Raw genomic sequence first — 14,347 nt, 5'->3', positions numbered from 1 at the left:
ATTATGCAAAAAATGAATGTGTTGCAAAAACATTTTTTTCAAATTCTGTTTTCAGGCTGCCGTGTGAGCAAATCAAAAAGAGTTCCTATTCAAAGCGGGGGAGAATGCAAATGGCAGAAGAAATGGAAATCATTGATAAGATCATTTCAGAGATTCATTCTGGCCGGTATGAAGCCAATGATAAATTGCCATCCGAAAATGAACTTGCTGACTATTTTAACGTTCCGAGAATGACAATCCGCAAAGTATATGAAAGACTTCAAGAAATGGGCTACATTTATTCAAAACAAGGAAAGGGCAGCTATGTAAAAGATCGGCATATGCAAATTCCACTTGTTCTTTCCGGGAATGAAAGCTTCAGCAGGAAAATGATTAGACTTGGATATCAATTCCAATCGGAAAACATTTTTTGCGAAGAAATCGGCTATAATAAAGCAATCTATCATTCTCTCGGTGTTGCGGAAACGGATAGAGTATTTAAAATTGGCAGGCTGCGTATTGTAAATAATCGACCAATTGCCTTGCATATATCCTATGTGGCAAAATCCGTATTTGATGACATTGATTTGTACGGCAAGGAAATTACGTCCATGTTTGAATATTATCATAAGAAAGGATTTACTGAATTTGAATCAAAGTCCAGTATTTTAAAAGTTTTATTTCCGACTAAATTCCAATGGGAAATTCTTGAATGCACCAGCTTAATCCCGCTTTTAGTGTTGGAAACGGGGTGCATCGATAAAAAAACTGGAACTGTTTTAGAACATACAGAAATTTTTTATCGGAGTGATTGTTTTAACTTTGTTATTTGAAAAACTTTTTTTAATGGAGAGATTCTGTCAAGGAATCTCTCTTTTTTTTGTATCTTTAACAAAGTCTTAAAGAAGCATTTGCGAAAAATTAATATAATTAACTGTTTTTTTAATTTTTTCCACTTGGCAACAAGATATGCTTAAATCAACGAAAACAAAAAATCAATATGGAGCATTCCTGTAATGAAGAATTTTCGTTGCCTTCTTCTGTTGGAGGGATAAAGTCTATCGGCTCTAAAAAATGGATGTTGAAATATTTTCAGGGGATTTTAGAGACAGATTAAAATGCAGTTTGTATATTTTGAAAGGGGAAACCAAAAAAAACGTAGGTTCATCAAAGTATGATGGGATTCGTTATGAACAGCTTTGCGTTTCATCGCAAGAGACGGTCAAAAAGACACTTATTCAGGAGTTATGGTAAGAACGAATGTGATTAGATAAGCCTTTGAATTCTAAGTTGTTATCCAACAATATACTTTGCACCGATGCTTGAAGGGTTTTTCAATTTATGAAAAAGATTAGAAGATGGCCGTTTTAATCAATCCGTACAAAACGTGTCAAAAGGATTTACTGTATTATTATTTTGGTTTTAAGATGATCCAATCGTGTGGCAGCGAAAGATACGGGTACATAAATGATAGCAATGGTTGGTTGATAGCTGTCAGATTGCGGCAAATACCGTTACTGATAAGCTTCGATTAACCAATTGGAAAAATTAACAAGAAAAAATTTCTGTGACTATGGTTTTCTTTATTTGAACAAATGACCGCTGATTACTTGGAGGATTTTTTTGTAAATGCATGTCAAAAATAGTTTACAAAATGTTAAAAATAAATTACAATGAATTGTGAGGGGGAGATAAATCAAAATATGAAAAAAAACGGACAATTACATAACAAATTATCCATTCTGAGAGCGGAAAAAAAGTGGACTCAACAAGATTTAGCTAATAAAGTTGGCGTTTCGAGACAAACCATTGCTTCCATTGAAGCCAATCGTTATAATCCGTCTCTGATTTTAGCGTTTGAAATTTCCGCTGTTTTTGGTAAAGAGATACAGGAAGTTTTTCAATATAAATTAATTGAAAAGGGGAAAGAGTTATGATGAATATTGTCGGTATTGGTTTATCTTTTATTGGTCTTGCGGCGGCCATCTTTTCAGGGTATTTCATCAAAAAGGAAGGGGGAGATGAGAGAGGAAACCAAATTTTGGGCTTTGCGGGGATGACTGTTTATTTGGCTTTTTTGTTGGGGTATTTGATCATTTTTCTAATTAACATGACAGTGCCATTAAATGGAGAACAATTTCATTTTGCTTTAACTTGTTTATTTGCCTTGGTTGTCGTCTCTTATTCCGCCACGATCATGATCTTAAAAAGGCAATATTAGTTTATCGAATACTTGAAAAAAGGACGGTAAAGAAGTCCTTTTTATTTTTTTACTGTTTCCACACTTTTTTATGAACAAAGCTATTTTTAAAGAAGGAACCCGAAAAAATTTTTTGGGGCGCCTTCTTCAATTTTTACAATACAATCGTCATTTTTTTGATTTTAAAAAATAGTATAGGAACCAAACAGCGTGGTTTTGCTCATCCGCTGCTGCTCTGCGAAATACTTCTTTCATGTACGGATCAGTGGTTTTATCTGAAATTTTCAAATAAAAATCAACTGTTCGCTGCTCATCTTGCAGGGCAAATTCTAATCCATTTACATAAACATTCGGACATTCTTCTATAATTTTTGGATGAGGTTGTTTTCCGGCCAGGCTTAAATAAATTTGGGAAAATTGCTGAAAGTGCTTTATTTCATCCTGTCTGATTTCAAGTATTTGATTTCGTTCCTTCTCTTTTGAAGCTAAATTCGCTAACTTGGTATAACAATTTATGGCGCTGTACTCTCCATTAATTGCCCTTTCAAGATCCTTCCTCATTTTTTCATTTCTGGACAACGGATTGTATGGATGTAAATACAAATCCATTTGCTTAAACCTCCCAGTACGTACTCTTATATTTTATTCAAAAGGAAAGTACTGGGTGCATATCCTTAAAACCACTTAACCGCTCACAAGCTGAGGGAATATTAAAAGCCGGTAATTTGAATAGTCCAAAGGAATTTAGGAAAATTTTAAAAATCAATAATGACCCTTCTCTTCTCAATTCATAACTTAAGGTTGTGCATTCATTATATTTATCCATAAATTATTTCAATGGCTTCCTAAGGGGATAGGTATGTACAATTTTGCTTCTTATTATTTATTTGACTCGTAAAAACAAGAGGAGCCGGCGATTGGCTCCTGTTAGGATTTGTTCTTTTGTTTCTTCTTCTTTTGTTCATCCGCCGTGAAAGCTGATTCTGTTTCGTGATCTTTTTGAAGTTGTTCAATGCTTGAGTTTCGAGTTGCTTTTTTCCCCATCGTTTCACCGCCTTTTTCATTTCAGAAATTATCTACTAAATATTGTTTGTCAACTTGTTGGAAACCATTCAGGATGAAATAAAAGAATGGGGAACCAATGATGATTTTTGATGGAGTCTAAAGAAGCGGACATAAATATCGGTTCTATATCCGGAGACATAAGTTTGCTGAACTGAGACTCGTCTTTTTTACACAAACATTAGGACTTGACCGATTTTTTGCTTTTAAAAAAGGTGGGGGAAATATATTAAGGAGGAAACGGGTTTAATCCGTTTTTCTTTTTTTACAGCTCTTTCCTCACATAATTTTTATTCTTTTGAAAGCAGTTCATCACTGAATAATAAAGGGAAATGTGGACATGATATTTTGTGACAAAAACAATAGTGGCATTTTTAAGGAGGATTATAATGGGAATTTTAAGCGGAAATCCGAAAGATGAACCGATGCATTATGGAGAAGTATTTGGAATTTGGTCATATCTTCTTGGAACAAAAGCAATGATTGCCGGCTATCAAACCTTGATTAACCATATTGGAGATCAAGACTTATTTAAGCTGATTGAAGAATCAATTGAATTATGTCATCAGCAAATGAATCAAGTGGAAGAATTACTTAAAATGAATGGAGTTGGCCTCCCGCCGGCACCGCCTGAGAGACCAAAGGCATGTTTAGACGATATACCGGTGGGCGCCCGTTTTCAAGATCCGGAAATTGCTTCCATAGCCTCTAAAGATATTGCAGCAAGTTTAGTTGTTTGCAGCCAAATAATCGGACAATCGGTTCGTGAAGATATCGCAATGATGTTTGGCCAATTCCATACTCAAAAGGCAGCCATTGGAGGAAAATTTTTGCGCCTCTTAAAAGAAAAAGGTTGGTTGGTTCCACCGCCATTGCATAAAAACCGTTCTGAAGATTGCTAATAATACCGGTTTTCAAGGCAAGGACAAATCGCAACATTTTTGTTCTTCTTTTTTGTTTGACAAGCATCCTCTTTTTGGAAAAATGATATATCACTCCTAAAAAATGAATTTGCCATAACATGCATAAAAAAGCAATCAAAATGATTTGCAACAGGGGTTTTTCTCATTATATTTAAAGGACAATTGCAAGATTTTGATTCAATTTTCAAGGCAAGAACTGAAAAAAATTATAAATTTTTTATGGTTTGTATAACTAAAACCTTGGGCATCCGATGGGGATGATTGCTTTGTGGTAGATATGATGATTCTTTCAATCAAACTAAAAAGATCGTCAACGAATTGTCGACCGTCTTTTTAGTCATTGATATTGTTTCTCGCAACCATTCATACTGATTAGATAAGCCCGCCAAGAAGAGATTGGATAATGTTAAGAATAGTGTCAATAAGTTGCATAGTTTTTCACCTCCTAACGGTTTTTTATTTCTTGTTACAATTTTATTATATAAAATATATGGATAAATTCTACAAAAAGTATCCATTTTTTACAATTTTAACACTTTTTTACCTAAATTTCATATATATTTAAGCAGCTTAACAATATTTTCTCTTGTCCTTTAAACAAATAAGAATCAAAGACATTTTTTATCGAAATATCTACCATTCTTATTAGATGTTTTACTAGGACCAAAAATAAGAGATACATATTGGATCAGATTTTAAAAAACATGTAATAAGAATTAACTTCTTAAACGAAAACTTGAAAAAATCTGAAAAGAAGTCTTTTTTATTTTTGCCGTCAACACTATTTATTTAGATAGTCATTATGAAGAAAGGTGCCCAAAATATTCTTTTTGGACACCCCGTCAATTTTAAAATACAATTTGTTTATTATTGGATTTTAAAAAATAGTATAGGAACCAACAGATAGTTTTGCTCATCATCATGTTTTGCCCGGTTCAGCCTAAAAATTTGTCAGCGGCCTTTTCCTTTTTTATTAATTTTAACATCGTATTTGTGTTTTTTTGAAATTCATATGGTACTTTTATTTCTTCAGCAAACCATCCTAAATCATTTATGTCCTGAATCAGTTGATCCATATAGTGATATCTTTTGCATGCCAAATTGGTTGTTGGAAACATTCTTATTTCCGTTCTGGTTACACGCATAAATTCTTTTATTGTCTGCAAATGGAAATCATAATCCAATTGCTCTTCATAAAGAAATAAAAAATTGGCTGAAAGCGTCATATCGAATTGCTGATCAGCAAAAGGCAATGAGGGCAAAACTGCAGGAACATAGCGGCTTTTGTTCTTTTTCATGTCTGCAATGCATTCCGTTAATGCTTTAGTTCTTGCCTGCTCCAATTCTTCAACGGATTTGAAATAATCCCATAGGAAATTCTGTTGAATTTCGGATTTTTTCATATTCTGCATAGTGACAGCAATATCTTGTATTCCTTTTTCCTCCAATTGGTCAATCGGAAAAGAATAAGCAATATCACATGCTGTAACATTTAATCCGAGTTGGTTGGATGCGGCCGTAAACGAGCACGCACCTGCTGGGCAATCAAGAACTTTTTGGCCCACTAATTCCTCTTCGGCAAGGTCAAACATTCGCATGTATTCATCCCGAATTCTGCCGATAAAGACAATGTGATTTAAATCCCATTTGTTTTTTGTTTTCACTTTGCTCATCTCTGCTCACCTTTCCTCATACTAATCTAAACTACATGATAAATATATCAAAAAAAGCCAAACAATGGAACTGCCTTGCCCCCTGCCGGAACTTTAGGCGAATATCTTATTTATTGAATGAAAATCTAGGGGGAAATTGACATGATTCAGATGTATCCTTATTACGGCAGCGAAACAAAGTGTCTACAAATTCCTATCGCTTTTCTGCTGCAGCATCAAAAACGGCAGCCCGGCTCAGAGTATTTGATGAAACCTTTGCCGATATTCGATAATCCTTATTATAAGACGATTTAACGTATGATCCATTGTTCTTAAAAGTATTATTAATAGCCAAAAAATTTGCGGATAAGGGTTCATTCAATTGAGCAACAATCATCAACTGAAAAAACTTATAGGCCGTAAGCTTTTTAACGTATTTATCAATACAATCCAAAATACTTGACAATTTCATTAATGTATAATGTAAAACGAATGCTATTTTCCAATTTATCAAATCCTTGCTATCAAAATGTAAAATTTTATTTGAAAATTGTGAAGGCTAAATATATAATGAATACAGAATGTGTTATTTTTTATAAATTATGTAAATAAATTTAAAAATTTCATAAAAGGTAGACATATGTGGAAAGCAAAATAATTAAATTATATAAATGTAGCATACTTTTATATTTTTTCACAGAATAATTTTTTTCAGATCGTTAACTCTCGAAAAAATAGTCGTAAAATTGCGTGGTTGGTATTTGGTTAATTTCTTTATGTTTTTTTATATCTATTTCTCCTACGATCACCAATATCGTTGCATTAGTTTTTCAGGAATATGATCTGAAATTTTCGGAAAAATTCAACATTTTAATATTAGTTATTTTATTGTTGCTAGGAACTGTTCAAATAGTGGCAACTATTTTTACAAGTTTTTATATATTACATATCACAAGTATTCTGTTTGGTGGAAAAAGTACAGCAAGACAGTTTTTCCGGAATTATATACTCGCCATGATACCTTTAGGAATAAAATTCATTATATTAACATTATTTGCTGTTACGATTGGAAGTGATTTTTCTTTTTCCTATATAAATTCTCTTAATAAATCTAGTTTTTCTTTGTTAACTAACCTTTTGATAGATCCATTTTTTTGGTGGTCAAGCATTTTGGGATGTATTGCCTTAAAAGAATCACATAAATTGTCTTATATAATTGCGGCTATTATTGGTGGGGCGGGTTTAATCACAGCCGGAATGGTTCAAACTGCAACTTAGCTAAGAAAAAAGGAAAAGAGTATGCAGCAAAATGGTAAACAAAGATAAAAGGTAATTCAGGTGATGGCGAAATAATTTTTGCCATCACCCTAGATTGTAAACTCAGGGGGCAGTATGTTAAAGTCTAATCTTTTTTACTCGAATTTCAAATTAAATTTTAGACGCTATGTCAATAGATTTCTTTTTTTCTTTCCGTTTGGGGAAAAATTGTTGAATCAAAAAATTTTACTAGTTTTATTTGTTTTCATTTTTGGAGTATACAATTTTATCCTATATCATTTAGTAGAACTGATCATTCCTTATTTTTCTCAAGCAGCTGTTTTGTTAGTCAATTTGCTAGTATTATGGAATTTAATCAACAATCTTCGTTCTTCTCACGATATTTTGCAAAGGTTTGTCTATCCGGAAGATTTTCTCTTACTATACTCCGTTAAAACAGATCCAAAAGATATATTATTGGTAAGATTTTTTACGCAAATCATTTTCAAGTCACTGTTTTCGACTCTTTTCTTTTTATATCCAATCCTGTTCTACGTTTTAAATTTTGCAGAAGAATCAATAACTTCTAGGCTATTGTTATTTGTATCTTTTCCATTTTATGTTCTTTTTTTAATTGGGGTCATCAGTTTTTATTCTTCAGGATTATACATAATATATTCAAAGTTTTTGCATGTTGTTTTTCAGTCAGCTGTGAAAAGTGTACTTTCTTTCGTTTTTGTTATGCTTTTATCATTTCTGTCTACGATTGTATTTGGCTGGTTAGGCTTCAGCTACTTTTATGAGGAAAACTTTATAGAATCAATCATTCATTCTATTTCCAGATTCAATCTTGATGTGATTTTGACTGGTTATGTGCTGCCTACTAATTGGTTATTTAATACACTAATGGAAGTAGAATACTTTCTCTATTATCAACCGTTGTTGTTAATTATTGGAATCATTCTAATTTATATTTCGTATCTTATTGTAAATAAATATTTAGACGTAAAAGATATGTCGCAGCTTTCCAATGAAAAAGCAAATGTCAACATAATAAAAAACAGATCTTTTCATAACTTTATTGATAGAAAACTAAAAAAGCTTTTATCAAGGAAAGTTTTGGCGGTTATGAAAAAAGATTTCATCGCTTTCACTCGAGCGAATTTTTTAATAAAAAAGAGGTTTTATTTATCTATCTATATGCTGGCTTCCGAAATCGGAATATTGTTCGGGTTAGGAATGATGCAAAATTGGTTTGAATTCCCGGCTCTTTTCGTAATATATCCGATCATCTTTGCAGTTTCGTTAAATGTCTCGTTTTTAGGAGACGGATTATTAGGGATTACATCAGCTGATGCTGAAAGGGAGAACTTGCTTTTATATAAAGGGTCAGGCTCTTCTTTGAACCAGTTAGTCGTAAGCAAGGCGATTTTACATGTTATTCCTATTTTGATTGTCATGAACGTTTTATTTATATGTGTTGTCTCGTTATTTCATCTGAAACTAAGTACTGTCATTATGATATTTGTCCTTGTAAATACTACCGCTATTATCATCAGCAGTGCTCAAATTATTGGAACGTTTTTGTATCCGCGTCTGGATTGGGAACATATTGAAGATGTTGGCTCTTCCGTTAAAGCTTCTGTTTTTGAACACACGATTCTTGGAATTGTTTTAATATTAAATTTAGAAATATATGGACTGTTAGGGGTTCTTTACTGGAAAAACTACATCAGCAGCATTCTTTTTAATGTGTTGGCAATCTTAGGTTCTTTCTTGCTGCTCATAAGCTTTTTTATATTCTTTTACTTTTGGATTAAACGAGTCGGTACTTCTCATTGGGAGATGAGCAGATGATTATTAAAAATGTTTCAAAAAGGTATAAGGAGTATGATGTATTAAAATCAATTAATATTACATTAAAAAGAGGAGAAATATATGGATTATTAGGGCCAAACGGTGCTGGGAAGTCCACTTTGCTTAAATGTATAATCGGATTGGTCACTCCAGACTCTGGAAAAATATTTATTGACGGTAAGACAATTGATGATGATCGATCCGAATTTTTACAATACATAGGTTATGTGCCGGACACACCTTTTATTTATAATTATCTTACTCCAAAGGAATATTTAGATTTTATAGCTGATCTGCAGCAAGTACCCGATTCGCAAAAAACTGACCGTATTCAAATGTTGTTAAAAAATTTTTCACTAAAAGATAAGGAAAATGAAATGATTTCAACTCTTTCCTTTGGTATGAAGCATAAGCTGTCTGTTGCCGGTGCTATCATTCATGAACCGGATGTGCTTTTACTAGATGAGCCGCTAAGCTCATTTGATCCTCCGACAACAATGTTTATGAAAAAGTTTTTAAGGGAATACGCAGATAGTGGAAAAATTATTTTCATGTCTACTCATTTAGTGCATGTTGCTCAAAATCTATGCGATCGTGTAGGAGTTTTAATCAATGGGGAAATATTAAAGGAATACACGAACATGAAAAACATAATAAATTTCGAAAATATGATTATTAACGATATGGAAGAGATTGGTTAAATAAAAAACGTTCTACTGCGAAATAAGCGGGTTTTATCAGTGGCGTTTATAATATACGTGATTGGAATTATCATGGGTACTTTTTTTAGCAATATCTTACCTGTAGAAAGACAGGAACCAAATGTTGGCCGTACTATATTTGATTATTTTATACATAACGTACTTGCGGATGTTTTCATAAGCTTTACTATATTTACGTTTGGAATTTTTACTGCTGCTTTATTACTAGTCAATCGTTTTTTAGTTGGTGTATCTATCATGCACAGTCTTCAACATGGGAACGATCTAATTTATATTTTAACAGCCCTAGTTCCACATGGTATATTTGAGATTCCTGCTATGATTGTTGCGGGTTCTATTGGGTTTAAACTGATTGATGCGGTCATTGCCAAAATGAGGGGAGAATCAAATTCTGTTTTTTTAAAGGACATCTTTACATTCTTTTTTCTATTGATCATTTTGACATTTATCGCTGCAGTTGTAGAGGCTAAAATCACTCCATATTTAATGGCCCAACTTTCATGAGGAGGTGTAAAGCATATGCTATGGGAAAAACTAAACTTAGAAAAATTACTGAATGATTCGAATAATGGGTCAGATGATGAAGAAAATGAAAAAAGCACATGGTTTATACCTGTTTTTTACGTTTCCATATTATTAGCTTTATGTATAGCATTTATTGAGATAAAACTCATTTTAATCACTCTGTTTGCTCCAGCCATTATTTTCATAATGTGGAAGCCGCCGTTTAAAACTAAAAAAAGGCTCTTTCGAATTATATCATTCATATATCTTTTATTTCTAACTATTGTTACGATATGGTGGTTCCAAGGTTGAATTTCTAACGAAAGTTGTAAAGACTGTATCTTATGACGCTCACAAATTTTCATTTCATCTAATATATTGAAGTCTAATTCGCGATTTTGATAGAAATATACATTTCTGACAGTTTTCGCCGCAGCCATAATGTAAAAGACAATAAAGGTCGATTCAAGCACAAACAGCACCGTTTATGAGATTGGAACAACAGAAGAAGAGGAAAGCATAGTAAATAACGGCCAAGCTTTTATGAGGCGCTTGAAAAGGGGAGATTCTGTTACATGAATTTATTATTACAGCCCAAGCAATATTTCTGAAAACAAAAGCCAGCCAAATCAATAGTAGGCCTGATTATCCTGCTTTTATTTGTATCTACTGCTTTTTTGAGCCTATTCATCTTAGATATACTATCGGATGAAGTATACGATCTTGACAAACAACTGGCAACTTTTGTTTTTATTAAGAAGCAATGGCCTATATTCCTGAAAAACCTCTTGTTTATTATGCATTAACTGGATTTGAAAATAAGGAGCTTATTCTTTCACTTTGAAGGATCAGAAAAGAAAAAAGAGCTGCATATGAAGAGAAATTCCAAGAGCTTTGTGAACGGTTTGATCTGACACATGCTTTGCAAAAGCCAGTCAAACATTACTCTCTAGGTATGAAATATAAACTATTCCTTATTAGTATGTTAGCAAGATCACCTGAGTTGATTATTTTGGATGAACCTTTTACTTCATTAGACAAGGCCTCACAAAAGCAGTCAATCATGATGCTGAAAGAAACGTACAAGGAACAATGCATTTTATTTACAAGTCACCAAGATATATTTATGCTGAATTAGGCAGCCGATATTTCTGTTTGAAAACAGACAACTAAAGGAGATGAACCTCATATGAAAACTTATTCTCTCATTATGATCGCAATCAGTTTAGTTATGATTTTGGCAGTATTTGTGCTGAAAATAACAGCATTGCTTGTCGGAAAAATTCTTCTAGCCGTTGCTGCTGCTTTTTTGGTCTCCTCACTGATTCGTTTAATAAGTCTCAAAAAATAAAACCTGTCCGACAGACAGCATTTCGGAAATTCGTACAGAAACAGGTGAAGTTTTTTGAAGGTACTGGATTGCCTCCCGGATTCAATAGCTGAAATCTTACAGAACTAAAGCAGATGGCAGCATCAAGGAAAAGAAATTGTTCGTTAAATAATCAAACAGAGGGGAAGACAGGAAAACATTTTTGTTTTAAAATAGAAAAACCAGTTATATAATGAAGAAAAGATTTAAAAGGGGCGTGTACTGATGAAAAAAATCGTTGCCCTGACCATTTTTATTTTTGTGAGTATTACCTGTTTATCTCTTTCCAGCGATCGTTCCATTCATAACATAAGTGCCGTTCACGAGATTAGCACCATTGACCATTTTGCGGATAATTTTGTTCCGATTGATGGTTCGGATATAGCAAAAGATTCTTGGCTTGATGTGGCCAGCTATATTTTCATTGCGTTAAGCCTCACTTATTTCTGTTATCGCTATGTGCAATCTGTCAAAAGACGGATTATGCTGAATCCTGTGTTTTACGAATCGAATTATGTGGTCTCACCTTTTTGAATTGATCATAAACTATCATTCAAAGGAGGATGGCCATGATGTGGATTCGTTTTATTTTAACAGCATTTTTTTCCATTACGGCTCTTACTTTATTTTCTTATCAAGGATTTGAAATTTTCAACGCGTTTATGGACTTTTTTAGAAAAGATTCATAGCCAGAGGCGAAAGTTCAGTCCTTGAAAATTATAGGTAATCGGGAAATAGTGGAAGGAGGGTTAAAAAAGACCCTCCACTTTTGCTTTCACCAGTGTGGAAAAGTCTGCAATGTAGACTTCTTCCTCAAACCAAGAGATGGAGTTACAGACTGAACCGATAATCGTCCTCATTCCTCTTCATACTTAAAATTTGAGAGATCATGAACATTATACCTTTTCATCATCGTATCTCTTTTAAGAGATTGGCTTTAAACCACTAGCTGCCCCTAATACCATTGTTCTTCTCAAGCCTTTTGATTCACCATCTAAGATCAGCCACAGAGGCTCCCATTCGAAACATAATTGTTTAAAAATATTTCATTAATCAATTATCATTGTTTTATATTATCATAAATTAAAAAAAATCCCTGTCAGAGAATAGATAATGACAGTTGAAAATAAGATTGTCATATGAAGCAGGGAATAAATAAACATTGATTTTGCCCATTTCTCTGAATCCATCTTTTTATAGCCGAAAATGCTTAACATAAGCCACAGAACACTTAAAAGAAGGGCTACTAACACAAGACCGAGGCTTAAAGATCCAAAAAGAAAGCTTACAACAATTAAAATAATTAAATAAATATTCGTTTGTATATATGTTCTTTTAACACCTTTGACTACTGGAAGCATAGGAACCTTCGCCGCCTTATACTCATCGTGCTTGCGAATAGCTATTGCATAGAAGTGAGGCATTTGCCATATAATTAAAATCACAAACAGACCAAGAATGGCTGGATGTGTGATGTCTGGATAAATAGCAGACCATCCTATAAGAGGCGGCATGGCTCCAGAAATACTTCCAACCTCCGTATTATAAATTGTTCTTCTCTTACTCCACATCGTATACGGGACAATATAAAAAAACAAACCTAGAAATCCTAAGAATGCTGCTAGGGGAGTTGTTAATGCAAGCGCTGCTATTCCGAAGATAGACATGGAGATGCCAAGCCATAATACGGTTTTGGGCTTTATTTCTCCTGTTACAGTTGGTCTGTTTTTCGTTCTCTCCATGATCGAATCTATATCTCGATCATATAAGTTATTAAAAGCTCCCGCCGCCCCCATTACGAAAATCGAACCGATCAAAGCAAATAGTATTTCCGGAATTTTCTCATGAAGACGGATTTGATATGTATACATTGCCAATGTCAACCCAGCAAACATCGGAATCAGGTTTGATTGAATAATCCCTATTTTAATAGTTTGCGCCAAAATTTTTCCCAAGGTCTGTTTCTGTATTGCAAAGTTTTCTTCCCTCCGCATTAATACCTTTTCCCCTTTTACTAGATTGCGTTAATTTAGAAATGACATAGTGGATGGTTACTTATAATTAAAAATTTAATTTGCATACTGATTAGAATTTATATACTATTTGGTATGTTAATTCTATATGGTTTGATTGTCAAGAGAGAAGGAGGGAAAAAATGGTCAGACGAAGATTAACCCAAGAGGAGCGAAAAAAAGAAACGCGGCAATTACTTTTAGAATCAGCTGTTGAGATCTTTGCTCAATTAGGCTTTCACGGCGCTTCTGTTGATAAAATTGCGGAACATGCCGGATTTACCAAAGGGGCGGTTTATGCACATTTTCATTCCAAAGAAGAGCTCTTTCTAGCGATATTGGAACAACAAATGCAATTGCATGTGGACAACATCCTTCAAATAATAGAACAACAGCAATCACTTTCACATTTTATCGAAACAATAGATGAATATTTCCTTACAGTTAGTCAGAAAAATCGAACATGGAGCATGCTTCACATGGAATTTTTTCTTTATGCGATGCGTGAAGAATCGGTGCGCCATAAATGGTCTAACATGATAACGGAATCGGTAAAACAAATTTCCGAGGCGATTGAAAAATTGAAATCGAAAGAGAATCATGAGTCTTCTCTATCTGCGGATGAAATGGCATGGACAATTCTTTCGTTAGAAAATGGTTTAGCTATATTTTATTATATTAGCGAAGATCGTGTGCCCCTTCATTTATATGGAAAAGCACTTCAAAATATGCTCCTCTCCCCCATGCTAGAAAAATAAGAAAATACTAGTCGAAACAGATTGAAAAATAGTTATAAATTTTTGGACGCAA

17 protein-coding genes are annotated in these 14,347 nt (G+C 33.5%); 13 read left to right on the top strand and 4 right to left on the bottom strand.

From position 1 onward, the window contains the following. The first annotated feature begins 110 nt into the window (after nt 1-110). From AC0KTX_RS09910 to AC0KTX_RS09900, 3 genes are all read left to right on the top strand, one after another. Nucleotides 111-812, top strand: a complete 702-nt coding sequence (locus AC0KTX_RS09910) for a GntR family transcriptional regulator (protein ID WP_474252043.1) — start codon at nt 111-113, stop codon at nt 810-812. 870 nt (nt 813-1,682) lie between these two features. Further along, the gene (locus AC0KTX_RS09905; protein WP_474252042.1) at nt 1,683-1,916 is read left to right on the top strand and encodes a helix-turn-helix transcriptional regulator; all 234 of its coding nucleotides are present in this window, start codon (nt 1,683-1,685) and stop codon (nt 1,914-1,916) included. After that, on the top strand, nt 1,913-2,200 hold the full coding sequence (locus AC0KTX_RS09900) for a DUF2178 domain-containing protein (protein ID WP_474252041.1): 288 nt from the start codon (nt 1,913-1,915) through the stop codon (nt 2,198-2,200). Before AC0KTX_RS09905 ends, AC0KTX_RS09900 begins: the two co-directional genes overlap by 4 nt. Before the next feature lie 147 nt (nt 2,201-2,347). On the opposite strand, the gene AC0KTX_RS09895 is transcribed toward AC0KTX_RS09900, so the two are convergent. Beyond that, on the bottom strand, nt 2,348-2,740 hold the full coding sequence (locus AC0KTX_RS09895; protein ID WP_474252066.1) for a ferritin-like domain-containing protein: 393 nt from the start codon (nt 2,738-2,740) through the stop codon (nt 2,348-2,350). A 366-nt stretch (nt 2,741-3,106) separates the two neighbouring features. After that, nucleotides 3,107-3,223 (bottom strand): biofilm-forming protein, encoded by a 117-nt coding sequence (locus AC0KTX_RS09890; protein WP_474252040.1) that lies wholly within the window; start codon nt 3,221-3,223, stop codon nt 3,107-3,109. A 407-nt stretch (nt 3,224-3,630) separates the two neighbouring features. On the opposite strand from AC0KTX_RS09890, the gene AC0KTX_RS09885 reads away from it, so the two are divergent. Next, a complete protein-coding gene (locus AC0KTX_RS09885) occupies nt 3,631-4,143 on the top strand; it encodes a DUF3231 family protein (protein WP_474252039.1) in 513 nt (170 codons plus the stop codon). A 956-nt stretch (nt 4,144-5,099) separates the two neighbouring features. On the opposite strand, the gene AC0KTX_RS09880 is transcribed toward AC0KTX_RS09885, so the two are convergent. Then, a complete protein-coding gene (locus AC0KTX_RS09880; protein ID WP_474252038.1) occupies nt 5,100-5,837 on the bottom strand; it encodes an SAM-dependent methyltransferase in 738 nt (245 codons plus the stop codon). Between the two features lie 141 nt (nt 5,838-5,978). Between AC0KTX_RS09880 and AC0KTX_RS09875 the strand changes: the two genes are divergently transcribed. From AC0KTX_RS09875 to AC0KTX_RS09840, 8 genes are all read left to right on the top strand, one after another. Continuing rightward, entirely contained in the window at nt 5,979-6,131 is a 153-nt protein-coding gene (locus tag AC0KTX_RS09875; protein ID WP_474252037.1) for a hypothetical protein, read from the top strand. 597 nt (nt 6,132-6,728) lie between these two features. Then, the gene (locus AC0KTX_RS09870) at nt 6,729-7,094 is read left to right on the top strand and encodes a hypothetical protein (protein WP_474252036.1); all 366 of its coding nucleotides are present in this window, start codon (nt 6,729-6,731) and stop codon (nt 7,092-7,094) included. 210 nt (nt 7,095-7,304) lie between these two features. After that, nucleotides 7,305-8,930, top strand: coding sequence for a hypothetical protein (locus AC0KTX_RS09865; RefSeq protein ID WP_474252035.1), 1,626 nt, complete (start codon nt 7,305-7,307; stop codon nt 8,928-8,930). Beyond that, nucleotides 8,927-9,631, top strand: coding sequence for an ABC transporter ATP-binding protein (locus AC0KTX_RS09860; protein WP_094245049.1), 705 nt, complete (start codon nt 8,927-8,929; stop codon nt 9,629-9,631). The genes AC0KTX_RS09865 and AC0KTX_RS09860 overlap by 4 nt, the downstream gene beginning before the upstream one ends. 39 nt (nt 9,632-9,670) lie before the next feature. After that, entirely contained in the window at nt 9,671-10,156 is a 486-nt protein-coding gene (locus AC0KTX_RS09855; RefSeq protein ID WP_474252034.1) for a stage II sporulation protein M, read from the top strand. A 922-nt stretch (nt 10,157-11,078) separates the two neighbouring features. Next, on the top strand, nt 11,079-11,294 hold the full coding sequence (locus AC0KTX_RS09850; protein ID WP_474252033.1) for an AAA family ATPase: 216 nt from the start codon (nt 11,079-11,081) through the stop codon (nt 11,292-11,294). 51 nt (nt 11,295-11,345) lie between these two features. Further along, nucleotides 11,346-11,507 (top strand): hypothetical protein, encoded by a 162-nt coding sequence (locus AC0KTX_RS09845; RefSeq protein ID WP_162877049.1) that lies wholly within the window; start codon nt 11,346-11,348, stop codon nt 11,505-11,507. Between the two features lie 243 nt (nt 11,508-11,750). Further along, nucleotides 11,751-12,059 (top strand): hypothetical protein, encoded by a 309-nt coding sequence (locus AC0KTX_RS09840; protein ID WP_474252032.1) that lies wholly within the window; start codon nt 11,751-11,753, stop codon nt 12,057-12,059. Between the two features lie 542 nt (nt 12,060-12,601). On the opposite strand, the gene cyoE is transcribed toward AC0KTX_RS09840, so the two are convergent. Continuing rightward, nucleotides 12,602-13,519, bottom strand: coding sequence for a heme o synthase (gene cyoE / locus AC0KTX_RS09835; protein WP_474252031.1), 918 nt, complete (start codon nt 13,517-13,519; stop codon nt 12,602-12,604). A 161-nt stretch (nt 13,520-13,680) separates the two neighbouring features. Here cyoE and AC0KTX_RS09830 point away from each other — a divergent pair, with 161 nt between their 5' ends. Next, nucleotides 13,681-14,295, top strand: a complete 615-nt coding sequence (locus AC0KTX_RS09830) for a TetR/AcrR family transcriptional regulator (RefSeq protein ID WP_474252030.1) — start codon at nt 13,681-13,683, stop codon at nt 14,293-14,295. Nucleotides 14,296-14,347: the final 52 nt, after the last annotated feature.

It is taken from the genome of Aeribacillus sp. JST-2 (genome assembly GCF_056032925.1).
Note: the sequence above shows the minus strand (reverse complement) of the source record. Positions and strands in the feature narration are given on the sequence as shown.

Bases quoted from the DNA above. Each gene is read 5' to 3' on its own strand.
- AC0KTX_RS09910 (WP_474252043.1), top strand. From the start codon at position 111: ATGGCAGAAGAAATGGAAATCATTGATAAGATCATTTCAGAGATTCAT.
- AC0KTX_RS09905 (WP_474252042.1), top strand. From the start codon at position 1,683: ATGAAAAAAAACGGACAATTACATAACAAATTATCCATTCTGAGAGCG.
- AC0KTX_RS09900 (WP_474252041.1), top strand. From the start codon at position 1,913: ATGATGAATATTGTCGGTATTGGTTTATCTTTTATTGGTCTTGCGGCG.
- AC0KTX_RS09895 (WP_474252066.1), bottom strand. From the start codon at position 2,740: ATGAGGAAGGATCTTGAAAGGGCAATTAATGGAGAGTACAGCGCCATA.
- AC0KTX_RS09890 (WP_474252040.1), bottom strand. From the start codon at position 3,223: ATGGGGAAAAAAGCAACTCGAAACTCAAGCATTGAACAACTTCAAAAA.
- AC0KTX_RS09885 (WP_474252039.1), top strand. From the start codon at position 3,631: ATGGGAATTTTAAGCGGAAATCCGAAAGATGAACCGATGCATTATGGA.
- AC0KTX_RS09880 (WP_474252038.1), bottom strand. From the start codon at position 5,837: ATGAGCAAAGTGAAAACAAAAAACAAATGGGATTTAAATCACATTGTC.
- AC0KTX_RS09875 (WP_474252037.1), top strand. From the start codon at position 5,979: ATGATTCAGATGTATCCTTATTACGGCAGCGAAACAAAGTGTCTACAA.
- AC0KTX_RS09860 (WP_094245049.1), top strand. From the start codon at position 8,927: ATGATTATTAAAAATGTTTCAAAAAGGTATAAGGAGTATGATGTATTA.
- AC0KTX_RS09845 (WP_162877049.1), top strand. From the start codon at position 11,346: ATGAAAACTTATTCTCTCATTATGATCGCAATCAGTTTAGTTATGATT.
- AC0KTX_RS09840 (WP_474252032.1), top strand. From the start codon at position 11,751: ATGAAAAAAATCGTTGCCCTGACCATTTTTATTTTTGTGAGTATTACC.
- cyoE (WP_474252031.1), bottom strand. From the start codon at position 13,519: ATGCGGAGGGAAGAAAACTTTGCAATACAGAAACAGACCTTGGGAAAA.
- AC0KTX_RS09830 (WP_474252030.1), top strand. From the start codon at position 13,681: ATGGTCAGACGAAGATTAACCCAAGAGGAGCGAAAAAAAGAAACGCGG.